The 24423-nt window shown below is 71.6% G+C and carries 15 protein-coding genes and 1 pseudogene; 11 read left to right on the top strand and 5 right to left on the bottom strand.

Going from position 1 to position 24423, the window contains the following annotated elements:
* Positions 1–22: 22 nt before the first annotated feature.
* The 4 genes from AB0M83_RS31280 (at position 23) to AB0M83_RS31265 (ending at position 4079) form a co-directional block, all read left to right on the top strand.
* Entirely contained in the window at positions 23–823 is an 801-nt protein-coding gene (locus AB0M83_RS31280; protein WP_364522297.1) for a lysozyme, read from the top strand.
* Positions 824–1015: 192 nt separating this feature from the next.
* Positions 1016–1885 carry a lysozyme gene (locus AB0M83_RS31275; protein ID WP_364522295.1) on the top strand — a complete coding sequence of 290 codons (870 nt, stop codon included), beginning with the start codon at positions 1016–1018 and terminating at the stop codon, positions 1883–1885.
* A gap of 216 nt (positions 1886–2101) precedes the next feature.
* Positions 2102–2995 (top strand): hypothetical protein, encoded by an 894-nt coding sequence (locus tag AB0M83_RS31270; RefSeq protein WP_364522293.1) that lies wholly within the window; start codon positions 2102–2104, stop codon positions 2993–2995.
* Positions 2996–2999: 4 nt separating this feature from the next.
* On the top strand, positions 3000–4079 hold the full coding sequence (locus tag AB0M83_RS31265; protein WP_364522291.1) for a pentapeptide repeat-containing protein: 1080 nt from the start codon (positions 3000–3002) through the stop codon (positions 4077–4079).
* 624 nt (positions 4080–4703) lie between these two features.
* Here the strand turns inward: AB0M83_RS31265 and purL are convergent.
* Positions 4704–6986, bottom strand: coding sequence for a phosphoribosylformylglycinamidine synthase subunit PurL (gene purL / locus AB0M83_RS31260; protein ID WP_364522328.1), 2283 nt, complete (start codon positions 6984–6986; stop codon positions 4704–4706).
* A gap of 263 nt (positions 6987–7249) precedes the next feature.
* Positions 7250–12013 (bottom strand): annotated as a pseudogene (locus AB0M83_RS31255) (beta-ketoacyl synthase N-terminal-like domain-containing protein); the annotation flags it as partial.
* A gap of 803 nt (positions 12014–12816) precedes the next feature.
* On the opposite strand from AB0M83_RS31255, the gene AB0M83_RS31250 reads away from it, so the two are divergent.
* Complete coding sequence (locus AB0M83_RS31250; RefSeq protein WP_364522288.1) at positions 12817–13926, top strand: pyridoxal-phosphate dependent enzyme; 1110 nt, start codon at positions 12817–12819, stop codon at positions 13924–13926.
* Positions 13923–14540, top strand: coding sequence for a PAS domain-containing protein (locus AB0M83_RS31245; RefSeq protein ID WP_364522286.1), 618 nt, complete (start codon positions 13923–13925; stop codon positions 14538–14540). Before AB0M83_RS31250 ends, AB0M83_RS31245 begins: the two co-directional genes overlap by 4 nt.
* A gap of 47 nt (positions 14541–14587) precedes the next feature.
* Here the strand turns inward: AB0M83_RS31245 and AB0M83_RS31240 are convergent, their stop codons facing one another.
* Complete coding sequence (locus AB0M83_RS31240) at positions 14588–15979, bottom strand: amino acid permease (RefSeq protein ID WP_364522284.1); 1392 nt, start codon at positions 15977–15979, stop codon at positions 14588–14590.
* A gap of 173 nt (positions 15980–16152) precedes the next feature.
* Here AB0M83_RS31240 and AB0M83_RS31235 point away from each other — a divergent pair, with 173 nt between their 5' ends.
* The 4 genes from AB0M83_RS31235 (at position 16153) to AB0M83_RS31220 (ending at position 21757) form a co-directional block, all read left to right on the top strand.
* Positions 16153–17058 (top strand): glutaminase, encoded by a 906-nt coding sequence (locus tag AB0M83_RS31235; protein WP_364522282.1) that lies wholly within the window; start codon positions 16153–16155, stop codon positions 17056–17058.
* Between the two features lie 109 nt (positions 17059–17167).
* Positions 17168–18169, top strand: a complete 1002-nt coding sequence (locus AB0M83_RS31230; RefSeq protein ID WP_364522280.1) for a LacI family DNA-binding transcriptional regulator — start codon at positions 17168–17170, stop codon at positions 18167–18169.
* 80 nt (positions 18170–18249) lie between these two features.
* Positions 18250–21096, top strand: a complete 2847-nt coding sequence (locus tag AB0M83_RS31225; protein ID WP_364522278.1) for a glycoside hydrolase family 2 TIM barrel-domain containing protein — start codon at positions 18250–18252, stop codon at positions 21094–21096.
* A gap of 67 nt (positions 21097–21163) precedes the next feature.
* Positions 21164–21757 (top strand): hypothetical protein, encoded by a 594-nt coding sequence (locus AB0M83_RS31220; protein WP_364522276.1) that lies wholly within the window; start codon positions 21164–21166, stop codon positions 21755–21757.
* 19 nt (positions 21758–21776) lie between these two features.
* Here the strand turns inward: AB0M83_RS31220 and AB0M83_RS31215 are convergent, their stop codons facing one another.
* Positions 21777–22472 (bottom strand): TetR family transcriptional regulator, encoded by a 696-nt coding sequence (locus AB0M83_RS31215; RefSeq protein ID WP_364522274.1) that lies wholly within the window; start codon positions 22470–22472, stop codon positions 21777–21779.
* Between the two features lie 90 nt (positions 22473–22562).
* Here AB0M83_RS31215 and AB0M83_RS31210 point away from each other — a divergent pair, with 90 nt between their 5' ends.
* The gene (locus tag AB0M83_RS31210; protein WP_364522272.1) at positions 22563–23699 is read left to right on the top strand and encodes an FAD-dependent monooxygenase; all 1137 of its coding nucleotides are present in this window, start codon (positions 22563–22565) and stop codon (positions 23697–23699) included.
* Positions 23700–23731: 32 nt separating this feature from the next.
* Here AB0M83_RS31210 and AB0M83_RS31205 read toward each other — a convergent pair whose 3' ends face one another.
* Positions 23732–24409 (bottom strand): NUDIX hydrolase, encoded by a 678-nt coding sequence (locus AB0M83_RS31205; RefSeq protein ID WP_364522270.1) that lies wholly within the window; start codon positions 24407–24409, stop codon positions 23732–23734.
* Positions 24410–24423 lie beyond the last annotated feature (14 nt).

Genomic DNA, 24423 nt, shown 5'->3' with positions numbered 1-24423 from the left:
ACTCACGAGACCGGTGGGGAGCATGAGGGTGAAACAACGTTCGCTGCTGCCCATCGCCGCCGCCGTCCTGCTCGTCGCCGGACAGGCGCCGGCGACGGCCGCCGACATCTACGCGGACGCCGAGGACCACTACGCCGGTTCGCAGATCGCCAAGGTCGAAGGCGTCGACGCCGCGCCCGGCGTGCAGTACGCGACCGACGACCAGCAGCTCGGGCACGACGTCAGCGGCCACCAGGGCCCGGTCGACTGGCCCGGCGCGGCGCGGACGGGCGCGAAGTTCGTCTACGTCAAGGCGACCGAGGGCACCGGGTTCGTCAACCCGCAGTTCGCCCAGCAGTACAACGGGTCCTACGCCGCCGGCCTGATCCGCGGCGCCTACCACTTCGCCCGGCCGGACATCTCCGACGGCGCGTCGCAGGCGCGGTACTTCCTCGCCCACGGCGGCGGCTGGTCGGCCGACGGCCGGACCCTGCCCGGCGCGCTCGACGCGGAGTACAACCCGTACGGCGAAACCTGCTACGGCAAGGACGCCGCCGGGATGGTGCGCTGGATCAGCGACTTCTCCGAGACCTACCGCGCGGCCACCGGCCGCTACCCGACGATCTACACGTCGACGAGCTGGTGGAAGCGCTGCACCGCGAACAACGGCGGCTTCGACGGCAATCCGTTGTGGATCGCCCGCTACAACACCTTCATCGGCGAGCTGCCCGCGGGCTGGAGCATCCACACGATCTGGCAGTTCGCCGACCGCGGGTCCCTGCCCGGCGACCAGAACTGGTTCAACGGCCCGGCCGACCGGTTGCGGGCTCTCGCGCTGGGCTGAACGGCCCTCCGCTCGAGTAATAGGTGTTAACCAGCAACCAACTGAGGATCGACTCCCCAGGAAATTCACCCACGCGTATACCCAATTTCACGGAACTGAGTGACAAACCGCCACTTCGTCCTCACAATCGTGCACGGGCGGCTACCTGCAGTAAGCCGTCCTCAGCGAGGGTATCTGTGAAGGGATTCAACGATGTCCACTTCCCGAAGAAGGCGGCTGTTCGCCGCCCTGGTCGTCCCGGCCACGCTGCTCCTGCTCGGCAGCACGGCCCAGGCGACGACCTTCTCCCCCGAAGTCGACCCCGTGGCCGCGATCAACGCGGACATCGCACAGCACGACCACGAACTGGGGTCGCAGATCCGGCGCGTCGAAGGCGACAAGTCGACTCCGGACTCGCAGAAGGCGGCGCAGCAGCCGCAGCCCGGCCAGGCCATCCCGGGCCAGGTGCTGGCGACCGTGGCCGGCATGGACGTCGCCGGCTACCAGGGCAACGTCGACTGGGCGAACTGGTGGAACCAGGGCAAGCGGTTCGTCTGGACCAAGGCCACGGAGAGCACCAGCTACACCAACCCGTACTTCGCGCAGCAGTACAACGGCTCCTACAACCAGGGCTTCATCCGCGGCGCCTACCACTTCGCGACCCCGAACACGGCGAGCGGCGCGGCGCAGGCGCGGTACTTCGTCGCCCACGGCGGCGGCTGGTCGAAGGACGGCAAGACGCTGCCCGGGGCGCTGGACATGGAGTACAACCCGTACGGCGCGACCTGCTACGGGCTGAGCAAAGCGGGGATGACGTCGTGGATCCTCGACTTCCACGACACCTACCACTCCCTGACCGGCCGCTACCCGGTGATCTACACGTCGACGAGCTGGTGGAGCAGCTGCGTGAGCGGTGACTTCTCCAGCACGGCCCCGCTGTGGGTCGCGCGGTACGCGTCGTCGGTCGGCACCCTGCCCTACAACTGGGGCTTCTACACCGTCTGGCAGTACACCTCGAGCCCGCTCGACCAGGACACCTTCAACGGTGCCTACGACCGGCTCCAGGCCCTCGCCAACGGCTGACCCGCACCCGGCTCCCGGATCGTGACGACTGTGACAACCGGGGCTCCGCCATCCGGAACCCCCCGAAACGCAGTTTCGCGTCGTCGCGCCCGGGAGCCGGTTTCATGCCGTACCGTCCGAGCTTGCAGAATGCTGCTCACCACGTCCTGGGGGAACCACACGGGCCTTGCGGACGTCGGAAGCGCACGAACACCCAGCGCCCGGAAGGCATGAAAGATGACTTACCCGCCTCAGCCGGGCCAGCCCGGCCAGCCCGACCCGTACGGCCAGCAGCCCCAGTCCGGTGGCTTCCAGCAGCCGTACCCGCAGCAGGGTGGGTGGGACCCCAACCAGCAGCAACAGCCCTACCCGACGCAGCAGTACCCGCAGGGCTGGGACCCGAACCAGCAGCAGGGCTACCCGTCGGGCGGCTTCCCGCAGAGCCCGCAGCCGCAGTGGGGTGACCCGAACGCGCAGCAGCAGTCGGCGTGGGCGGACCCGAACGCGCAGCAGTACGGTCAGCAGGCCTGGGACCCGAACCAGGGCGGCCAGATGGCGGGCTGGGATCAGTCCGGGGGCTACGGCCAGGGCTTCGGCGGGCCGCCGGCGCCGCCGAAGCAGAACAAGACCGGGCTGTGGATCGCGATCGGCGCCGTGGTCGTCCTGCTCGCCGCTGTCGGGATCACCGGCTTCGTCGCGCCCGGCTTCTTCCTGTCGAAGGACGACAACAACACCGCGGCCCCGCCGGCGTCGAGCACGTCGGCCAAGCCGTCGACGCAGAAGACGACCCCTCGCAGGTCGACCACGCCGACCACGAAGCCGTCGTCGCCGAGCGGTACGGGCGCGGGCGCCAAGGTGGTGCTGCAGGGCTTCATCGACAAGCTGAACGCGGGCGACACCCCCGGCGCGCTGGCGCTGGGCTGCTCGGACTCGAAGGACCTGCTCGACTCGTGGCTCAAGACGTTCCTGAAGCCGCCGCTGCAGCTGGAGCTCGGCGAGGTGCCGGACGACGAGTTCCTCGTCGAGGGGCAGGTCACCGGGACGTCCGCGGGCAAGAACGTCAAGGGCACGCTGAGCGCGACGAACTTCGACGACAAGGGCTTCTGCGTCAGCACGATGCTGGTGTCCTGACCCGGTGAAGCTGTGGCGATCACCACTGGCGTGGACGTTCCTCGCATCGGTGGTGCTGCTGGCGGGGGTCGGCGGCTGGTTGCTGACCGACCCCGCCACCAGCCGCAGTGACGCGCTGAAGACCGGCGGCCTCGCGGGCGGCGCGATCGTGGCGCTGTACGCGCTGTGGCTGAACGACCGGCGCCGCCGGGTCGAGGAACGCCGCCAGGACATCGAGCGGCAACGGCACGAACTCGAGTCGCAGCGCGCGGAGCTGGACCGCGAGCGGGTGGCCGACGAGCGGTTCGCGAAGGCGGTCGAGCTCCTCGGGCACGCGGCCGACCAGGTGCGCGTGGGCGCGATGCACGCGTTGGCGGGGTTGGCGCGCAGCCGGCCGGCGTACACGCAGACGGTGCTGGACGTGCTGTGCTCGTACCTGCGGCGGCCGTTCGACGTCGAGGACGCTGCTTTGGATCCAGCGAAACCGGATCCTGAGCGGGAGCGCGAGCTCACGGTCCGCCTCACGGCACAGCGGCTGATCACCGACCTGCTGCCCGCGCGCGACGCCGAAGGCCCGGCGTACGACCTGGATCTGACCAGCGCGACGCTGGAGTACTTCGACCTTTCGGGCAAGCTCGTGGGCGGCCTCCTGCTGCGGCACGCGTCCTTGCGCAGCAGCACCAATTTCAGCGGCTGCCGGTTCAAGGGCCGCGTGTACTTGACCGCGGCGGGCACCGGAAACGGGCGCCTGATCGGTTACTTCCGTTGCCGCGGAGCGGTTTTCGAGAGCCACGCCTGGTTCAGCGGCACGAAGTTCACCGAGAACGCGGAATTCACGGAGACGACGTTCGCCGGGAAGACGACGTTCAAGGACGCGACGTTCGCGAAGGACGCGACGTTCACCGGGGTGGTCGCTTCCGATTCGCTGGATCTCAAGCGGACTCGCTTCGATGGACAGACCGACTTGCGGTTCGCTTCGCTGCCGCCGTCGATTTCGCTGTACAACACGCGGGTCGGGGCGAAGAAGACCGTGCAGCTGCCGGAGGGCTGGGAGCTGGAGGAACTGCGCGGCGGCGAAGTCCGGATCGTCTCGGCGGCGGGTTGAGCGGCTCCCTTTCTGAAGCCCTGTCCCGACGCCGATCGGCGGGGTTGCCGGCCACGCCGCGGTGGCGATCAGCTCGCACGGTCGGCGACGGCCAGAACGTCTTGAATGACTCATTCATGTCGTCGGACGAGGTGAATGAGTCATTCAAGACATCGCGGCTACGGTGCGTTTCCGCACGGTCGCGTTCCCGATGGTCGGCTGCTGGGAGGACGCCCCACGGCTTGGTGCAGAGCTCCGCCAGTAGCCCCAGCGATCGCACGCCAAGGCCGATTCTGGCGCGCTCAACGCACCAAAATCGGCATCCGACTCCTTCATCGAGCCGCACCGGCCTCCGGCCCAGCACACCCGCTGTCGCCGACCGGAATGTCACTTCGCCGGCGTTGTCGCTCGGAGAGCACTAAAGGGGCCTTCCTCGCATCACGTGCAAGGAAAGGCCCTTCAGCCAACGTTCGGACTGTGGGCGAGCACTTGGCGCCGAGCGCCCCCACGGCCGGCCCCCGCCCTTCCCTGGGGGGGCGTCCCCGAGTCCAGTCTACCGGCGGGGTGCGTCAAATCCGCCGGAAAAGCTCGCCAAGCCCCGACCTGTCCACAACCGAGCCGGGCTGTGGACAAGTCGGGATCCGGTCAGTTGAAAAGGGCCGGGAGGGTCTTCTCCCACGTCTCGCGCAGCTCGTCGAGCGTGAACTCCGTGATGCCCTGCAGCTCCAGCGTTCCCGACTCCGGGTCCACCACGCCGGTCTTGCGCCACGGGAGGCCGCGCGCCGTGCACATCTCCGTGAAGCGGAGCTCCTCCGTGCGCGGGACCGCCACCAGCACCCGGCCCGCCGACTCGGAGAACAGCTGGACGAACGGGTCCTGGTCCGCGTCCAGGAACACCCGGGCGCCGCACTGTCCGATGAGGACGGTCTCGACCAGCGTCTGGATCAGGCCGCCGTCGGACAAGTCGTGCGCCGCCGAGATCATGCCGTCGCGGGAGCCCGCCACCAGGATCTCGCCCAGCAGCTTCTCGCGGGCCAAATCGACCCTTGGCGGAACGCCGCCGAGGTGGCCGTGGAGCTCGCGGGCCCACGCCGAGCCGTCCAGCTCGTCGTGCGTTTCGCCCAGCAGCAGCAGGGTTTCGCCCGCCTCCGCGCCGATGCCCGTCGGGATGCGGCGGGTCACGTCGTCGATCACGCCGAGGACGCCGATCACCGGCGTCGGCAGGATGGCCGTCGAACCCGTCTGGTTGAAGAAGCTCACGTTGCCGCCCGTCACCGGGATGCCGAGCTCGACGCAGCCGTCCGCGAGGCCGTGCACGGCCTGCTCGAACTGCCACATCACGCCCGGGTCGGTCGGGGCGCCGAAGTTCAGGCAGTCCGACACCGCCACCGGCGTCGCGCCGCCCGTCGCCACGTTGCGGTACGCCTCCGCCAGCGCCAGCTGCGCGCCGCGGTACGGGTCGAGGTAGACGAACTTGCTGTTGCAGTCCGTCGCCACCGAGACGCCGCGGCCGGACGACTCGTCGATCCGGATCATGCCGGAGTCCGACGGCTGCGACAGCACGGAGTTCCCGCGCACGTACCGGTCGTACTGCGACGTCACCCATTCCTTGGACGCCTGGTTCGGCGAGGAGATCAGACGCAACACGTCCGCGCGCAGTTCGTCCGGAGTGGACGGACGCGGCAGCTTCGAAGAGGTGTCCGCGATCAGGGCGTCCTGAGTGGACGGACGCTCGATCGGCCGGTCGTACACCGGGCCCTGGTGCGCCACCGTGTGCGCCGGGACGTCGACGACGACCTCGTCGTTCCAGGTGATGACCAGGTGCTCGCCGTCGGTGACCTCGCCGATGTCGGTCGCGATGACGTCCCACTTGCGGCAGACCGCCATGAACGCCTCGACGTTCTCCGGCGAGACGACCGCGCACATGCGCTCCTGCGACTCGCTCGAAAGCACCTCGGCGGGCGTCATCCCGGTGGCGCGCAACGGAACGCGGTCGAGGTAGATGTGCATGCCGCCGTCGCCGGCCGCGGCCAGCTCGGACGTCGCGCAGGACAGCCCGGCGCCGCCGAGGTCCTGGATGCCGACGACCAGCTTCTGCGCGAACAGCTCGAGGCAGCACTCGATGAGCACCTTTTCGGTGAACGGGTCGCCGACCTGGACGCTCGGCAGCTTCTTGCGGCCGCCCGACGACTCGTCACCCGAAAAGGTGTCACTCGCCAGAACGGACACGCCGCCGATGCCGTCGAGGCCGGTGCGGGCGCCGAACAGGATGATCTTGTTGCCCGTGCCGGACGCGAACGCCAGGTGCAGGTCCTCGACGCGCATCGCGCCGACGCACAGTGCGTTGACCAGCGGGTTGCCGGCGTAGGACGGGTCGAACACGAGCTCGCCGCCGACGTTCGGCAGGCCGAGGCAGTTGCCGTAGCCGCCGACACCGGCGACGACGCCGGGCAGCACGCGCTTGGTGTCGGGGGCGTCGGCCGGGCCGAAGCGCAGCGCGTCCGAAACCGCGAGGGGCCGCGCGCCCATGGCCATGATGTCGCGGACGATGCCGCCGACGCCGGTCGCGGCGCCCTGGTACGGCTCCACATAGGACGGGTGGTTGTGGCTCTCCACCTTGAAGGTGACCGCCCAGCCCTCGCCGATGTCGACGACGCCCGCGTTCTCGCCGATGCCGGCCAGCATCTTGGCCTTCATCTCGTCGGTGGCGGTCTCCCCGAAGTACCGCAGGTGCTTCTTCGAGGACTTGTAGGAGCAGTGCTCGCTCCACATCACCGAGTACATGGCCAGCTCGGCGTCGGTGGGCCGGCGGCCGAGGATTTCCCGGATGCGGGCGTACTCGTCGTCGGCGAGCCCGAGCTCGCGATACGGCTGGGTGTGGTCCGGGGTCGCCCCGGCGCGCTCGGTGGTGTCAACGGTGCTGGTCACGGTGTCCGTGTCAGGGTTCGCCACGGCCGCCAGAATACGTGCCGGGCCCGGCCACCCCGGACGGTGGGCCACCGAACCCGGCGGGCCCGCGTCCGGTGTGACCGAGCCGACATCGGCGCCCGGCCGGAGCGCCCCAAGGTGGCCTTGGGTGCGTTGAGCGCACCCAAGGCGGCCTTCGGTGCGTCCAACGCACCCAAGGCGGCCTTCGGTGCGTCAGACGCAACCAAGGCCACATTGGGGCGCTCCGGGACCACCAAAGCCGGAGGTGCCTCGCTGCCGAGGAAGCTCAGCAACACATCACGCTGGGCCGCGATCATCTCGCGGCTCGTCCGCAGGAAGTCGGTGACCATCGCCTCCGCCGTGGAGTCCGGCGCGGCAACGGGCAAGCCGAGGGAAACCCGCGAAGCCGGCTGGAGGGCCCCTGCCGGGATCGTGCCGTCCGCGGTGCGGAGGAGGTGACCGTCCACCGTCCACCCGGGACGCTTCGGCCGCGGGACCGTCGCCGCGTCGACCGCGTCGCGGCCGCGGAACAGCCAGCCCGTCTCGATCGGGACCCCGGCCACCGCCAGCTGCGCCAGCGCGCCGAGGAAGCCCGGCAGGCCACGACGGCCCGGCTGCTCGAACCCGACCGTCCGGTGCGGACGGTCACCCAGGATCGAGCCGACCTGCCTGGCCAGGACCACACCCGGCCCGGCCTCGACGAACACCCGCGCCCCGGCCGCGTACATCGCCTCGACCTGCTCGACGAACCGGACCGGCGACCCCACCTGCCCGGCCAGCTCGCCGCGGATCTCCTCCGGCGAGGCCGGGTACGGCGCCGCGGTCCGGTTCCCGTAGACCGGCACCGCGGGCCGCACGACGCCGATCGCGTCGAGGGCCCGCCCGAACGTCTCCCCCGCCGCGGCGACCAACGGGCTGTGGAACGCGCACGCGACCGGAATCCGCTTCGCGCCGAGCCCCGCCGCGCGCAGCTGCGCGACCGCGGCCTCGACGTCGGCGGTCGGGCCGGAGATCACCGTCTGTTCCGGCGAGTTGTGGTTGGCCAGGACCACAGTGGACCCGGCGAGTACCGAATCCACCACAGCCGCCGAAGCCGCGACCGCGGCCATCGCACCCGGGTCTCCGGCCGGGATGGCGTCGAGGATCGCCGCCGCCCGGGCGTGGCTGGCGTGCAGCAGCGCCTCGGGGGTGAAGGTGCCCGCCGCGGCCAGTGCCGTCAGCTCGCCGTAGCTGTGCCCGCCGAGCATCGCCGGCCGCACGCCCGCGCGGGTCAGCAGGCGGAACGCGGCCAGCCCCGCGAGCCCGAGCGCGGGCTGGGCGACGCGGGTGTCGGTGACGCGGTCGGCCAGGTCCTGCCGCGCCCGCTCGCCGAACACCGCCGGGCCGAACACGACGTCGGCGGTCGGCGGGTCCAGGCGCAGGTACCGCTGCAGCTCCGGGAAGGCGACGAACAGCTCGGCGAACATGCCCGGCCGCTGGCTGCCCTGGCCCGGGAACAGCACCGCGACCTCGCCGGGCTCAGCGTCCCCGGTTCGGTACAAGCCGGGCGCGTCCTGGCCTGCGAGCGCCTGCCGCAGCAGTCCACTCAGTTCGTCCACAGTGGACGCGACGACCGCGAGCGTGACCGGCCGGCCCTGCGCGCGCAGCGACGCGGAAAGCGCGAGGTCCCGCAGCCGCCACGGCTGCCGCCCCGCCGGGACGTCCGCGGCCAGCGAAAGCAGGTCCCGGACCGCCGCGTCCGTGCTGAAGAGGAACAGCTCGGCCGGCCACTCGTCGGCGGAGAGAGCGGGTGGGACGCTGTCGTGCGCACCGAGCACGACGTGGAAGTTGGTCCCGCCGAAGCCGAACGCGCTGACGCCGGCGATCCGCTCGGCGGCCGGCGCGGCCCACGGCTGCGCGGTCGTCTGGAACATGAACGGGCTGGTCGACGCGTCCCACGCCTCGTTCGGCGCCGAAAGGTGCAGCGTCGGCGGTTTGACGCCGGTGTGCAGGGCCAGCGCGGTCTTGATCAGCCCGGCCAGGCCCGCGGCGCACTTGGTGTGCCCGATCTGGGACTTCACCGAGCCGATCGTGCACCCGCCCGGCGCGGCGCCGGCCTCGGTGAACACCTTGGTCAGCGTGCCCAGTTCGGTCCGGTCGCCGACGACGGTCCCGGTGCCGTGCGCCTCCACGAGCCCTACCCGGGCAGGCGACACGCCGGCGTTGCGGTAGGCGCGGGTCAGCGCGGTGTGCTGTCCCTCGGGCCGCGGCGCGGTCAGCCCCAGTGCGCGTCCGTCGGAAGCCGCTCCGACGCCCTTGATCACGGCGTAGACGCGGTCGCCGTCCCGTTCGGCGTCGGCCAGCCGCTTCAGCGCGACGCAGGCGACACCTTCGCCCAGCGCGATGCCGTCGGCCGCGCTGTCGAACGTCGCCGAGCGGCCGGTCGGCGAGAGCGCGTGCGCCGAGGCGAACAGGAGGTAGTCGTTGATGCCGTTGTGCAGGTCCGCGCCACCGCACAACACGAGATCACTGGTGCCGGCAGTCAGCTCCTTGCAGGCGACGTCGACCGCGGTCAGCGACGACGCGCACGCGGCGTCCACGGTGTAGTTGGCGCCGCCGAGGTCGAGCCGGTTGGCGATCCGCCCGGCGATGACGTTCGCCAGGACGCCCGGGAAGGAGTCCTCGGTGATCCGCGGCAGCCGGTCGTCCAGTTCGGACGGCAGTTCGCCCGCATAGGACGGCAGCACGGTCCGCAGGCTCATCGCGTTCGACAGGTCGCTGCCCGCCTCGGCGCCGAACACGACCGACGTCCGGGCCCGGTCGAACGCGCGGTCTTCGTAACCGGCGTCCACGAGCGCGCGGTGCGCCGCTTCCAGCGCCAGCAGCTGCACCGGTTCGATGCTGGCCAGCGACGACGGCGGGATGCCGTACTTCAGCGGGTCGAAGCCGATTTCGGGCAGGAACCCGCCCCAGCGCGACGGCGTCTTCTCGCCTTGGCCGTCGGGGTCGTAGTAGAGAGAGGTGTCCCAGCGCTGCGGCGGCACCTCGGTGACCGCGTCGGCGCCGGCCAGGACGTTCGCCCAGAAGGTGGCCAGGTCGGGCGCCTGCGGGAACATGCAGGCCATCCCGACGATGGCGATCTCCAGGGGCTCGGGCGCCGGGGGTTCCGGCGTCGCGATCCCGAAGGCGGCGGCCCGGTCGCGCAGGACGGCGTTCGCGCCTTCCCCCACCGCGTGGTGCAGGTCGGCGATCGTGGTGACGGCCGAGCGCAGCACGGCGACCTCGCCCGCCATGAACATGCCTTCGGCGAGCTGCCGGTCCTCGCCGACGTCGTGCAGTTCGGCGCCGACGCGCTCGATTCCCTTGCTGGCCAGGCGAAGCCGCCCGACGTTGAGCTGTTCCAGCCGCTCCCAGGCGTCGCGGCTCGGCACGCCCTGCTCGGCGAGCTCGGCCTTGATCGCCGCGTACTCCTCGGTGAACGGGCTGCGGACGCACCGCGTCGCGTGACCGGGCGCCGTCTCGAGGAGGTCGGTGTGCTCGGCACCGAGCAGGCTCCGCTGGAACAGCGGGAGCACGGCGCCGGCGTCGACGGCCTCGCGCGTGAAGAGGTAGGCGGTGCCCATCAGCACGCCGATCGCGGCACCGCGCGCGGCGGCCGGCGCGGCGAGCGCGGCCACCATCGCGGCCGACCGCTCGTCGTGGATCCCGCCCGCGAACAGCAGCTGCAGGTCCGCGGCCGCGTCCGGAGTGGACGCGAGGAAGTCGGTGACGACGCCGAGCTGCGCTTCCCACAACGGGAAACTGGTGCGGGGCCCGACGTGGCCGCCGCACTCCGAGCCTTCGAAGACGAACTTGCGGGCGCCGGCTTCGAGGAACTGCTTGAGCAGTCCCGGCGACGGCACGTGGAGGAAGGTGGCGATGCCGACCTCTTCGAGCGCCGCGGCCTGCGCGGGCCGGCCGCCGGCGATGATCGCGTGCGTCGGCCTCAGCTCGCGGATCACCTCGAGCTGCGCCGCCTTGACGTCTTCGGCGGCGAACCCGAGGACACCGACGCCCCAGGGCGCGTCGCCGACGGCTTCGCGGGTCCGTTCCAGCACGTCGCGGGTCTGCTCGCGGCCGGACAGGGCCAGCGCGATGAACGGCAGCGCGCCGGCCGCGGCGACTTCGGCGGCGAACGCGGGCTGGTCGCTGACCCGGGTCATCGGTCCCTGCGCGATCGGCAGCGCCGTACCGAGCGCGCGGCTGCCCGCGCTGCCGGGCCCCAGCACCGGGATTTCGGCGCGCAGAGCGTCACCGATCGCGTCGGCCAGGCCGCGCACGGCCGCCGTCACCGTGCCCCACCGGTCGCGGAAGCGGGTGGCGAGGAAGACGTCCTGACCGGCCTCGACCGGCTCGAACCCGTGCCTGGCCAGGCGCCGGACGCCGTCGGCGACCGTCGTTTCGGAACCGTCCAGCCCGGTGAGCGCGCGGGTGAGCGCCGAGGGCAGTTCGGCCTCCGGCAGCAGGGCGAGCTGGGTGTCGACGACCACGCCGGCCGCGCCGCCCGCGACCGCGGCGGCCGCGGTGTGCGGGCCGATCCCGCCCGCGGCCCACACCGGAACGTCGAGGGTCTGGTCGGCGAGCAGGGCCTGGAGCAGCACGAACGTGCTCAGCTCCCCCGTGCGGCCGCCGCATTCGTGCCCGCGGGCGATCAGGCCGTGGGCACCGCCGGCGACGGCTCGCGCCGCCGACGCCCGGCTGGTGACCTCCGCCAGTACCCGGCGGCCGGGGAAGTCTGCCGCGGTGCACGGAGAATCCTCGGTCAGCAGGACGGTCGTCGCGGCTTCGGGCAGGTCGGCGACCGGCCCGGTCAGCCGGACGCCGTAAGCCGGGACGTTCCACTCGCCCAGCAGCGCGAGCTCGTCGGAGGCGGCTCCCCCGGTGAGGTCGAGGACGCCGAGCCCGCCCCCGCGCACGGCGGCCGCGACTCCGCGCGCCGACGGCCACCGCACAGGGGACACGGCGACGATCAGGTCAGCCGATCCACGGTCGGCTTTCGAGACACGCATGGGTACTCCCGCGACGCACGAAAGGGTGATGGACGACAACGGGGAGTACTTAAGCGGGTTCACACCGCTGCCGTCAACAACCCACCGCGATTTAGTCGTTCCGGTTCATAAAATTCGGGATGGACCAGCCGTGAGACGCAAGAATTTAACGTCGCCGTCACGTTCCGCCCGCCGGGAAGACGCACCGGATAGGCCCGGCGCGGCGATCCCCGCCGGCCGCACCGGCCCGGACCTGCGGTCCACCTGGCACACACCACCAGATGGGGCAAGCGTTCTCACCCGGCGGACGCAGTGTGACTGACCACACCGGACCACGCCGTTGGGCGGTCCCGCCCCTTTTCGCGCGCGCCGCAAAGCGCCGTGGCGGCAAAACCGGCCACGACTTCCGGACCGTCCCACAACGCGGAACGCGCGGAATCCAGTATTGTGCGGCGGCTATTCTCCCGGCACTTTTACCCACAGCCGAAAGTAGTGTCCGGCATCCGCCCGATTCACCCGCCGGAACCGATGGGTCCACTGTGGATTCCCGGGAGTTCCGGGTTTCTCGTGCTCACACGACCCACCGCGCGCCGAACCCGGAACGCCCACACCGGGCGAGACCGCCCGCGACGAGGGCGACTGCGGGTATTCGGCCGGACACCATCGGTACCTCCACTCTTGCGCGACACGGCACGTCGACAAGAATTTTCCACTCTCCGGTGACAGATTTTCCTTAGAAGAAGCTGAAAGCGTTTCGCGTACCAGTCGGTAACCCTGGACATATCGTCTAGACTTGACTTATCTGTCCAAGCCTGGAGGTGGTCGTGGAGTACTGGTACGCCGACGAGCGGTCGGGGACGCGCTACCCGGGTGACCCGCTGCGATGGCGCGGCGACGACGGCGCGCCCCTGACCGTCGCCCCACTGGCCGGGCTCGCTCCCGGCGACGTCGACACCGGCGTCCGGTCACTCTGGCGGTATCGCGCCGCCCTGCCCGCTGACCTGCGCCCGGTCTCGCTCGGCGAAGGCTGCACGCCGCTGGTCCCCCGGCCGTGGGGCGACGGCGACGTCCGGTTCAAGCTCGAGTGGTTCAGCCCGACCGGCAGCTTCAAGGACCGCGGATCCAGCGTGATGATCTCCGCGCTGGCCGGCGCCGGGGTGGAGGAACTGCTGGAGGACAGCTCCGGCAACGGCGGCTCGTCGGTCGCGGCCTACAGCGCCGCCGCCGGGATCGCGGCCACCATCCTCGCTCCCGAAGGGACGTCGGCGGCGAAGGTCCTGCAGGCCCGCGCGTACGGCGCGCAGGTCGAACTCGTGCCCGGCACGCGTGACGACACCGCCGCCGAGGCCGTCCGCCGCTCCTCCGGCACGACCTACGCCAGCCACAACTGGCACCCCTTCTTCCTGCAGGGCACCAAGACGCTGGCCTACGAACTGTGGGAGGACCTGGGCTTCCGCGCGCCGGACGCCGTGGTCACGGTGGCCGGCGCCGGGAGCATCGTGCTGGGCTGCGACCTCGGGTTCGGCGAGCTCCTGGCCGCCGGGTCGATCACTCGCCGGCCGCGCCTGCTGGTCGCCCAGCCGCGCAACTGCTCGCCCATCGACGCCGCCGTCCACGACCGGCGGCCACCCGAGTTCGCGCCGACCGTCGCCGAAGGGACCGCCATCCGGCATCCGGTCCGGCTTCCCGAGGTCGTCGCCGCCATTCGCCGATCCGGCGGCGACACGGCCGCTCTCTCCGAAGACGCCATCGCCGCGGCCGCCCGCCGGCTGGCCTCGCTCGGCCTCTACGCGGAGCCGACCAGCGCGACCGCCGCTGCGGCGATCGACGTCTTCCGGAAGCGCGGGGCGATCCGGCCCGGCGAGACCACCGTCGTCGTCCTCACCGGCTCCGGCCTGAAGGCGCCCGACAAGCTGCGGGAGCTGCTCGGATGACCGAGGACGAGCTCCTGCTGCGCGAAGCCGAGAAGATCGCGCAGGCCGTCGCCCGGATGTTCCCCGGGCTGTGCGAGGTCGTGCTGCACGACCTGCGCGACCCGGCCCACGCCGTCCGCGCGATCGAAGGCGGGCTGTCCGGGCGCGCCGTCGGCGACCCGGCGACCGAGCTGGGCCTGGCCCGGATCGCCGATCCCGGGTTCCCGGACGTGCTGCAGAACTACCCGAACCGCTTCCCCGACGGCCGGCCCGCGAAGAGCACCTCGATCGGCCTCCGCAATGCGAGCGGTGAGTACGTGGCGGCGCTGTGCCTCAACCTCGACGTCTCCCTGCTCGGCTCCGCCGCCCGCGCGCTCACCCGGCTCGCCCGCGCCGACGAACCGGCGCCGCTGACCGAGTCGCTGCGCGCCCGCACGGCCGACGAGCTGCGCGCGCTGGTCGAGGACTACGCGACCGAGCGCGGCCACACTCCGCGCAGCCTGCCGGCCGCCGGGAAGAAGGACCTGGTGCGGACGTTGAAGGAGCGCGGGTTCCTGGAGGTGAAGAACGCGGTCCCGGCGCTGACCGACCTGCTCGGGATCTCGCGGGCCAGCGTCTACAACTACCTGCGCTGAGACGAACGGCCTCCCCGGGAGTTCGGGGAGGCCGTTCCACCCGGCCGCTACTCGACCGGGGCGCTTTCTCGCCGCTTCGAGAGCACGCGCCAGCCCACCGCGAGGACGATCACCAGCACCGGGATCGAGTAGAACGCGACCTTCTCGGCACCGTCCGAGAAGCCCATCAGCACGACCACCAGGGCCAGGAACGCCAGTGTCGCCCAGCCCGAGTAGGGCGCCCACGGCATCCGGTACGACGGGCGCTCCAGCTCGCCGCGCAGGGCGGCCTGGCGCAGGCGCATCTGGCAGAAGACGAGCGTCGCCCAGGTCGTGATCACGCCGAGGGAGGCGATCGCGATGGCGATGTCGAACGCGTCCTTGGGCACCAGGTAGTTGAGCACCACGCCGAGCAGGTAGGCGATCGAGGTGAACAAGATGCCGCCGTAGGGCACGTGCCGGCTGCTCATCCGGCTGACGAACGACGGCGCCTCGCCCTTCTCGGCCAGCGAGCGCAGGATCCGGCCCGTGGAGTAGAGGCCGGAGTTGACGCTGGACAGCGCCGCGGTCAGCACGACCGCGTTCATCACGTCACCGATGCCCGGGATGCCGAGCCGGCTGAACACCGTCACGAACGGGCTCTCGTCACCGTTGTAGAACGGCCACGGCAGCAGCATCGCCAGCATCAGCACCGAGCCCACGTAGAACACGCCGATCCGCCACACGACGCCGTTGATCGCCTTCGGCAGCACCTTGCGGGCGTCCTTCGTCTCGCCGGCCGCGATGCCGACGACCTCGATGGCCGAGTAGGCGAAGATGACCGCCTGCAGCGTCATCAGCGCGATGCCGATGCCCGCCGGGAAGAATCCACTGTGGCCGGTCAGGTTGTGCACGCCGGCGGGCGTGCCGCCGATGTCGGCGCTGGTGAACACCAGGCCGAGCGCGGTGATCAGGAAGACCACGATGGCCAGCACCTTGACGACCGAGAACCAGAACTCCAGCTCACCGAACAGCTTGACGCTCAACAGGTTCACCGCGAGCAGCACGCCGAGGGCGACCAGCGCGGTGATCCACTGCGGGACGTCCGGCAGCCACTTGTGGACGTAGATCGCGACCGCGGTGATCTCCGCGATCCCGGTCATCGCCCAGTTCACCCAGTACATCCAGCCTGAGGCGAAGCCGGCCCACGGGCCGATGAACTTCCGCGCGTAGGTGACGAAGCTGCCGGAGCTCGGCTCGTGCAGGACGAGCTCGCCGAGCGCGCGCATCACGAAGTAGGCGGCCACCCCGCAGATCGCGTAGGAGAGGACCAGCGACGGGCCGACCTGGTGGAGCTTGCCGCCGGCGCCGAGGAACAGCCCGACGCCGATCGCGCCGCCGATGGCGATCATCTGCACTTGGCGGTTGCCCAGTGCTTTCGAGTAGCTTTCACCTTTTTCGGTGAGCAGCGAGGAATCCATGGTTGCCAGACGTTAAAGCGTGTGCGGCAGGTCACCAAGCGGGCTAAGGAAGACTTAAGGTGTGCCGGAGATCACCGCGGGCTTTCCGCTGCTCTCCCCCCGTTTCGATTTGACAGGACCGATTCGACAGGGGCGCCGCGCGCCCGGCCGGACGCGGCTTCTACGCTACGGCCGTGGACCTCGCGGCGCTGCTGGACCGGATCGCCGATGACGTCGCGCCCGAGGTCGGCCGCGGCGCCGTCGCGGACTACATTCCCGCCCTGGCCCGGATCGAGCCGCGCCGGTTCGGCATGGCAGTGGCCGAAGTGGACGGTGCGCTGCACGGCGTCGGCGACTTCGAGCGGCCGTTCTCGGTGCAGAGCATGTCCAAGGTGTTCACGCTGGCGCTGGTGCTCTCCCGCGGCGACGGCGTGTGGGCGCGCGTCGGGCGCGAGCCGTCGGGCGACCCGTTCAACTCGCTGGTGCAGCTGGAACACGAGGACGGCATCCCGCGCAACCCGTTCATCAACGCGGGCGCGCTCGTGGTGACCGACGAACTCGCCCGCCACGGCGACGCGGTCGACGCGCTGCTGACGTTCCTCCGCGAAGAGAGCGGCCGGCCGGACATCGGCGTCGACCCCGAGGTGGCCGCGTCGGAGGCGGGTCACGCCGATCGCAACCGCGCTCTCGCGTACTTCATGGCGTCCTACGGCAACATGCGCCACCCGGTGCCGGCGGTGCTCGACCAGTACGTCCGCCAGTGCTCGATCGCGATGAGCTGCGCGGACGTCGCGCGGTCGGCGCTCTTCCTGGCCCGCCACGGCATCCGCAACGACGGCACCCGGCTGCTCGAGCTGAGCGCGGCGAAGCGGATCAACGCGGTGATGCTGACGTGCGGCACGTACGACGCCGCGGGCGAGTTCGCTTACCGCGTCGGCCTGCCGGGCAAGAGCGGCGTCGGCGGCGGCATCGTCGCGGTGGTCCCGGGCCGGTGCGCGGTGTGCGTGTGGAGCCCGGGTTTGGACGCGCGCGGGAACTCCGTGGCGGGCGTGTCGGCGCTGGACCGCTTCACGACGCTCACCGGCTGGTCGATCTTCTGAGCCGGAACGGTCGACACGCGTGAGCAGAGGGTCGGCGCTTCGATCACGGCCGCCCGGGTAGCGCAGGGGCCACGGGCGGGCATACTCGACCTCCGACAGGAGGTGGGCGGTGTCCTCGAGCACGGAACCCCGGCGGGTGACGATCCACGACGTCGCCCGCTCGGCCGGGGTCTCGCGGCAGACCGTGTCGCGTGCCCTGAACGACAAGGCCGAGATCGACGGCTCGACCAAGCAGCGCGTCCTCGACGCCGCGCGGGAGCTCGGGTACCGGCCGAGCCGGTTCGCCCGCGGCCTGGTCCGGCCGGACACCACCACCATCGGCCTGGTCGTGCCGGACCTGCTCAACCCCTTCTTCACCGAGGTCGCCTCCGGGGCGCTGGCGGCCGCCCGGGCGCGCGGCTGGCACGTCGTCGTCTACGACACCGCCGGCGACGCCGAACAGGAGCTCGCCACCCTCCGGGTCATCGGCTCGCAGGTCGACGCCGTGGTCGGCTACTTCAGCCGGTCCGAAGAGGACCTCGACCGCTTCACCCCCGGCATCCCAGTGGTGCTGCTCGGCCGCGATCCCCGCACCCCGCGGTTCAGCGGCATCTCGGTCGACGGCGAAGACGGCGTCCGCGAGGCCGTCGCCCACCTCGTCGGGCGCGGGCACCGGCGGATCGGGATGCTCGACGACGACGGGCGCGAACCCAGCATCCGCCGGACCTGGTTCCTCCGGGCCGCCGCCGAGCACGGCATCGCGGTCGCGCCCGGGTGGATCGCGCGGGCCGCCCAGACCGTCGACGGCGGCGGCGCGGCCCTCGCAAGCCTGCTCGCCGCGCACCCCGACGTCACCGCCGTGTTCGCCTTCAACGACGTCATCGCCATCGGCGCCCTGCGCGAAGCCCGCCGGTTCGGCCTGCGCGTCCCGGACGACCTCGCGGTGATCGGTTTCGACGGACTGGCCCTCGGCACCCTCGTCGACCCGGAACTCTCCAGCGTCGCCATCGACACCCGGGCGCTCGGCGCGCTGGCCGTCGAGCAGACGATGCGGCTCGTGACCGGTGCCGCGCCCCTCGAGCCCGGTGAGCTGGTCGTCCGCGCCCGGCTCCACCTGCGGGAATCCGCCTGATCCCTTGACACGCCGACGCGGCGGTCAGCACACTGCAGCCGGTCCCGTGAACGTTCACGGGAACGCTCACGGGAGGTGCCATGGCGTACGTCGAAGACCCCGGACCGGGATACGGCTCAGTGGCTCCGCGCGCGGCCTTCACCTCCGACGCCCCGTCGCTGTCGCTGAACGGCACTTGGCGGTTCCGGCTCTCACCGAGCCTTGCCGCCGCTCCCCCGAACGTCGCCGATCCCGCGTTCGACGACTCGGCGTGGGACGAGCTGCCGGTGCCCTCGCTGTGGCAGTTGCACGGTCACGGCCGGCCCGCCTACACGAACGTGCACTATCCGTTCCCGGTCGACCCGCCGCACGTGCCGTCGGAGAACCCGACCGGCGACCACCGGCTGCGGTTCGACCTGCCCGACGGCTGGCCGGCCGGGTCCGCGCTGCTGCGCTTCGACGGGATCGACTCGTGCGGCCGGATCTGGCTCAACGGCGCCGAACTCGGCGTCACGAAGGGCAGCCGGCTGCCCTCGGAGTTCGAGGTCGGGACGCTGCTGCGGCCGCGGGACAACGTCCTGGTCGTGCGCGTGCACCAGTGGTCGGCGGGCAGCTACCTCGAAGACCAGGACATGTGGTGGCTGTCCGGGATCTTCCGGTCCGTGACGCTGCTCGCCCGGCCGTCCGGCGGCATCGGCGACCACTGGATCCGCGCGGATTACGACCACACGACCGGGCTGGGCACGATCCGGGTCGAAACCGGCGCGGACGTCGTGCTGGACATCCCTTCGCTGGGCGTCGCAAGCCATCCGGCCGGTGAGCCGCTGGAGCTGCCCGTCGAGCCTTGGAGCGCCGAGACACCCCGCCTCTACGACGGGACGCTGTCCACAGTGGCCGAACGCGTTCCGGTGCGGATCGGCTTCCGGACCGTGACGATCGAGGGCGGGCAGCTCAAGGTCAACGGGCGGCGCCTGCTGCTGCGCGGGGTCAACCGGCACGAACACGACCCGCGCATCGGGCGCGTCGTGTCGCGCGAGACCGCGCTGGCCGACGTCCTGCTCATGAAACGCCACCACGTCAACGCCGTCCGGACCAGTCACTACCCGCCGGACCCGGCGTTCCTCGAGCTGTGCGACGAGTACGGCCTGTGGGTGATCGACGAGTGCGACCTGGAGACCCACGGGTTCGGGCCGCTCGGCTGGGACCGCAACCCGAGTTCCGAGCCGATATGGACGGACGCCTACCTGGACCGCATGCGGCGCACCGTCGAACGGGACAAGAACCGGCCCAGCGTGATCCTCTGGTCGCTGGGCAACGAAAGCCACACCGGGGACAACCTGGCGCGGATGGCGGAGTGGGTGCGCCACCGGGACCCGACCCGGCCGGTGCACTACGAGGGTGACCACGACTGCACCTATGTGGACGTCCACAGCCGCATGTACGCGACACCGTCCGAAGTGGAGCACATCGGGCGTCGCGAAGACGACAACGAGCGCCGTCGAGACCTGCCGTTCATCCTCTGCGAGTACGCGCACGCCATGGGCAACGGGCCGGGCGGGCTGCTGGAGTACCGCGAGCTGTTCGAGCGGTACCCGAACTGCCAGGGCGGGTTCGTGTGGGAGTGGATCGACCACGGCCTGGCCGCGCCCGGCCACTTCGCGTACGGCGGCGACTTCGGCGAACCCCTCCACGACGGCAACTTCGTCATCGACGGCCTGCTCTTCCCGGACCGGACGCCGTCGCCGGGGCTGACGGAGTTCGCCAAGATCATCGAGCCGATCCGGATCGACGCCGATCCTTCCGGCCTGCGGGTTTCGAATCACTACGACTTCGTGGACACCGGCCACCTGACGTTCACCTGGGTGCTCGAGGACGAAGGAACCGCCGTCGCCCGGGGTGTCCTCGATGTACCGACCATCCATTCAGGACAAAGCACTTCCCTGTCGTTGCCGCCATTGCCGCCCACCGAAGGCGAATCGTGGCTGACCGTCTCGGCGTCGCTGACCTCCTCGACCGCGTGGGCGCCCGCCGGACACGTCGTCGGCTGGGGCCAGGTGCCGGTGTCTCCGGCGCCCACCCGGCCTTCGCCCCCGACGCGCGGGCCGGTGTTCCGCACGGCCGGGCAGCTCATCCTCGGTGCCGGCGAGTTCGACGCCGTGACGGGCACGCTGACGTCACTCGGCGGGCACGCCGTGCAGGGCCCCCGGCTGGACGTCTGGCGCGCGACCACCGACAACGACCGCGGCTCGTCACCCGGGCCGTCCGAGGCTTCACAGTGGCTCGACGCGGGGCTGCACCGGCTGCAGCACCGTGTGATAGCCGTCGACGCCGACGGGGACGAGCTCGTCGTGCGCACCCGCGTCGCCCCGCCGGCGCAGCCGTTCGGTCTGTTCGCGGACTACACGTGGACGGCCTTCGACGGCGGCCTGCGGCTGCGCGTGGACGTCACCCCGGACGGCGAGTTCCCCGGCACGCTCCCCCGGCTCGGCCTGGCGATGGCGGTCCCGGGCACGTTCGGTTCGGCGGAGTGGTTCGGTGGCGGTCCCGGCGAGGCGTACCCGGACAGCCGCCAGGCCGTGAGGATCGGGCGGTTCTCGAGCAGCGTCGACGGCCTGCAGACGCCGTACGTCTTCCCGCAGGAGAACGGCAACCGGATAGACGTGCGCTGGGCCCGCCTGACCGACCCGGACGGCACGGGCATCCGCGTCGACGGGGAACCGGCCTTCGACTTCACGGCCCGCCGCTGGACGGCGGCGGCTCTCGAGGCGGCGCGGCACACCGACGAACTGGAGTCCGGTTCGCTGGTGCACCTCACGCTGGACGTGGCCCAGCACGGTCTTGGGACCGCGGCCTGCGGGCCCGGGGTGCTGCCGCGGTACCGGCTGGTGCCGCGGAAGACGTCGTTCACCCTGTCGCTGCGGCCCGTGGCGGGTGGTGTCGCAAATTGAGACCCCGGGACGCTCCCGGATGCGGTGTCGTTGAGGTCCAGACGGCCGCAGGACAGGAGCGTCCCGGATGACCCCTTCCACGACCACCCCTTCGAGTGCCCGGCAGCTGGCCACGCCCGGTGCGCTGGGCCTGGCCGACCTCGTCGCGATCTTCGACGACCTCCAGTTCACCCTCAAGTGCTGCGAACGGCTGGTCGCGGAGCTGGCCCACCCGCGGGTGGACGCCGTGCTCGTCGAAGCGCTCTGGGTGTCGGCGCTCAACTCGTACGCCCGGTGTTTCCGCACCGGTGACCGCGGCATGGGCCTGACGGTCGCCGACGTCGAAGCCACCGAAGTGCCGGGCGAGGTCGCCGAGTGGCACGCTCTGCTCGGCCGGATCCGCGACTTCTCGATCGACGGGCCGGTCAACCCGCGCGAAACCTACTCGGTGGGCGTCTCACAATCCTCGACCGGAGAGGCGTCGGGAGTGGTCATCACGTCCGCCGTCCGGCCACTGGTGGACGACGTCACAGTCCGGCAGACCGGGCGGCTGGCCTTCGAGCTGAGCCGCCTGGTGGACGAGCGGATCAAGGACCACCAGGCGAAAGTCTTCGAGGCGGCCTCGAAGCTGACTTCCGCGCAACTGGAGGAACTGCCCGCCATCGAGGTCGAGTCTCAATAAGTCTCATTAATGTGTCTCATTATTCGACGCCGGGCAGGTGGCGGTAGATCGTGGCGCGCGAGACGCCGAGCGCGGTCGCGATCTCGGCCGGGGCGTGGCCCGCGTCGTAGAGGCGCCGGGCCTCCTCGATCGTCTCCGGGCTCATCACCGTCGGCCGGCCGCGGCGGGCGCGGGGCCTGCCCTCGGGTTCCGGCGCGGCGAACAGCCGGTCGACGCCGTCGAGGACCGCGGCGCGCAGCTCGGCCACCGGAGCGTCGGCGAACAGCACCACCGGGTCGCTGAGCATCGCGATCGCCTGCGCCGCGCGGACCCGGCCGGCCAGGTCCGCGTCCGCGCCCGCCACCAGGTGGTTCGCCGTGAGCATGCCGTCGCGGAAGCGGTCGAACACGGTCTTCGACGCGGTCAGGCCGAGGTCGCGCAGGTTCATCCGCAGCAGGTAGCGGTGCCCGAGCCACACGTCGAGGAGTCCTTCGATCGCCGCCGCGCGGAGGTCGGCGGCCGCCGCGGCCTTCGTCATGGCCGCTTCGAGGTCGTCCAGGAGCGGTTCGGCCAGCGCCGTGACGATGTCGGCCTTGCCCGGGAAGTGGTACAGCACCGCGGTCTTGGTGATCCCGACGCGTTCAGCCAGCTCCCGGACCGACGTCGCGTGGAAACCGCGCTCGGAGAACTCCTCGAGCGCGGCGCGCAGGATCCGGGCGCGGGTGTCGTCGGTCATCGTCGGAGCCTAGCCGCCTTGCCTGACCGCCGGACAGGAGCGTACGGTCGGTCCTGACCGATGGTCAGGACCATGATGGGGGCAGAAACCATGACCGAGCAGACCGTACTGATCTCCGGCGCGGGCGTCGCCGGGCCGACGCTGGCGTACTGGCTGGCCCGCGCGGGCTTCCGGCCGACCGTCGTCGAGCGCGCCGCCGGGCTGCGGTCGAGTGGCAGCCCGGTCGACGTCCGCGGGCCGGCCGCGCGGGTCGCCGACCGGATGGGCATCACCGCCCGGCTGCGTGCGGCGAGCACGGCCGTGACGTCGCTGAAGTTCGTCGACGACGCGGGACGGCGGACCGGCCGGGTCGCGATGGGCGGCGACGGCGGCATCGAACTGCCGCGCACCGACCTCGCGGCGATCCTGCACGACGCCGCCCGCGCGGACACCGAGTTCGTCTTCCACGACTCGATCACCGAGCTCCACCAGGACGAGGGCGGCGTCGACGTCACGTTCGACCGAGGCGCACCGCGCCGGTTCGACCTGGTCATCGGCGCGGACGGGCTGCACTCGGCCGTGCGGCGGCTGGCGTTCGGGCCGGAGCACGCGTTCGTCGAGCACATGGGCGTCTACATCGCGACGCTGCCGCTGGCCGAGCCGCCGGCCGACCGCACGGAGCTGGTGATGTACAACTCGCCCGGCCGGGCGGTCGCGGTGCACCCGGCGCGCGGCACCGGGATCGCGGCGTTCATGTTCCGCGGCGACGCCGTGCCGGGGTTCGACCACCGGGACGCGGCGCTGCACAAGCGCATGCTCGCCGACGCGTACGAGGGCGCGGGCTGGCGCGTGCCGGAGCTGCTGGAGCGCGTCCGCGAGGCGGACGACCTGTACCTGGACTCGGTGAGCCGGGTGCGGATGGGCGGCTGGGCGTCGGGGCGGATCGCGCTGGCCGGCGACGCGGCGTCGTGTGTGTCCCTGTTCGGCGACGGCTCGACGCTGGCGATGGCGGGCGCGTACACCCTCGCCGAGGAGCTGGGCCGGACACCCGGTGACGCGGCGTCGGCGTTCCGGCGGTACGAGAGCGCACACCGGAAGCTCGTGGAACCCAAGCAGCGCAACGTCTCCACCGCGGCGGCTCTGCTGATCCCGGCCACGCGCGGAGGCCTCGCGGCCCGCAACTTCGGCACGCGGCTGCTGCCGCTGGTCACGGCCGCGCGACGGCTGGTGCCGACCCGGGCAGCCTGAGCCCCGCCCTTCAGCTCGGCGCGGCCTGAACGTCACGCTCGGAGCATCGGCGGGTACAGCACTTCGGCTTTTCCGCGCCGGTACAGCCGGGCCGGGCGTCCGCCGTCGCGGGTGGTCGTGCCGCCGGTCGGCTCCAGCAGCCCCTCCGCGCCGGTCACCTTGCGGTGGAAGTTCCGCGGGTCGAGCCGGGTGTCCCAGACCAGCTCGTACACCCGGCGCAGCTCGGCGACGGTGAACTCCGGGGCGCAGAACGCCGTCGCCAGCGGGGAGTACTCGAGTTTCGCGCGAGCCCGCTCGAGGCCGTCGGCGAGGATCCGGTCGTGGTCGAACGCCAGGTGCTCGCGGGCCAGTGACCGCACCGGGGCCCAGCGGGCTTCCGCCGCGTCGGTGCCCGCGCTGGGCGTCGGCAGGTCCGGTGCCAGCGCCAGGTACGCGACCGTCACCACCCGCATCCGCGGGTCCCGGTCCGGGGCGCCGTAGCCGGCGAGCTGTTCGATGTGGACGGTCCCCGGCGCCAGGCCGGTCTCCTCCGCCAGCTCGCGGCGCGCGGCGTCCGAGAGGTCCTCGTCCGCCCGGACGAACCCGCCGGGCAGCGCCCACTCCCCCCGGTACGGCTCGACGCCCCGGCGCACGACCAGGGCACACAGCTCGTCCCCGGTCAGGGTGAGCACGACGAGGTCGACGGTGACGGCGAACGGCGGGTGACCCATGCCACCACCCTACC

Origin of the sequence: Amycolatopsis sp. NPDC051106 (assembly GCF_040682775.1) — a bacterium.
In the GTDB taxonomy this organism is placed as follows: Bacteria; Actinomycetota; Actinomycetes; order Mycobacteriales; family Pseudonocardiaceae; genus Amycolatopsis.
Note: the sequence above shows the minus strand (reverse complement) of the source record. Positions and strands in the feature narration are given on the sequence as shown.

What these genes read in the sequence shown, in the direction of transcription:
- AB0M83_RS31280 (WP_364522297.1), top strand. Translation starts at nt 23, where the DNA reads ATGAGGGTGAAACAACGTTCGCTGCTGCCCATCGCCGCCGCCGTCCTG.
- AB0M83_RS31275 (WP_364522295.1), top strand. Translation starts at nt 1,016, where the DNA reads ATGTCCACTTCCCGAAGAAGGCGGCTGTTCGCCGCCCTGGTCGTCCCG.
- AB0M83_RS31270 (WP_364522293.1), top strand. Translation starts at nt 2,102, where the DNA reads ATGACTTACCCGCCTCAGCCGGGCCAGCCCGGCCAGCCCGACCCGTAC.
- AB0M83_RS31245 (WP_364522286.1), top strand. Translation starts at nt 13,923, where the DNA reads ATGACCGAGGACGAGCTCCTGCTGCGCGAAGCCGAGAAGATCGCGCAG.
- AB0M83_RS31240 (WP_364522284.1), bottom strand. Translation starts at nt 15,979, where the DNA reads ATGGATTCCTCGCTGCTCACCGAAAAAGGTGAAAGCTACTCGAAAGCA.
- AB0M83_RS31225 (WP_364522278.1), top strand. Translation starts at nt 18,250, where the DNA reads ATGGCGTACGTCGAAGACCCCGGACCGGGATACGGCTCAGTGGCTCCG.
- AB0M83_RS31220 (WP_364522276.1), top strand. Translation starts at nt 21,164, where the DNA reads ATGACCCCTTCCACGACCACCCCTTCGAGTGCCCGGCAGCTGGCCACG.
- AB0M83_RS31215 (WP_364522274.1), bottom strand. Translation starts at nt 22,472, where the DNA reads ATGACCGACGACACCCGCGCCCGGATCCTGCGCGCCGCGCTCGAGGAG.
- AB0M83_RS31210 (WP_364522272.1), top strand. Translation starts at nt 22,563, where the DNA reads ATGACCGAGCAGACCGTACTGATCTCCGGCGCGGGCGTCGCCGGGCCG.
- AB0M83_RS31205 (WP_364522270.1), bottom strand. Translation starts at nt 24,409, where the DNA reads ATGGGTCACCCGCCGTTCGCCGTCACCGTCGACCTCGTCGTGCTCACC.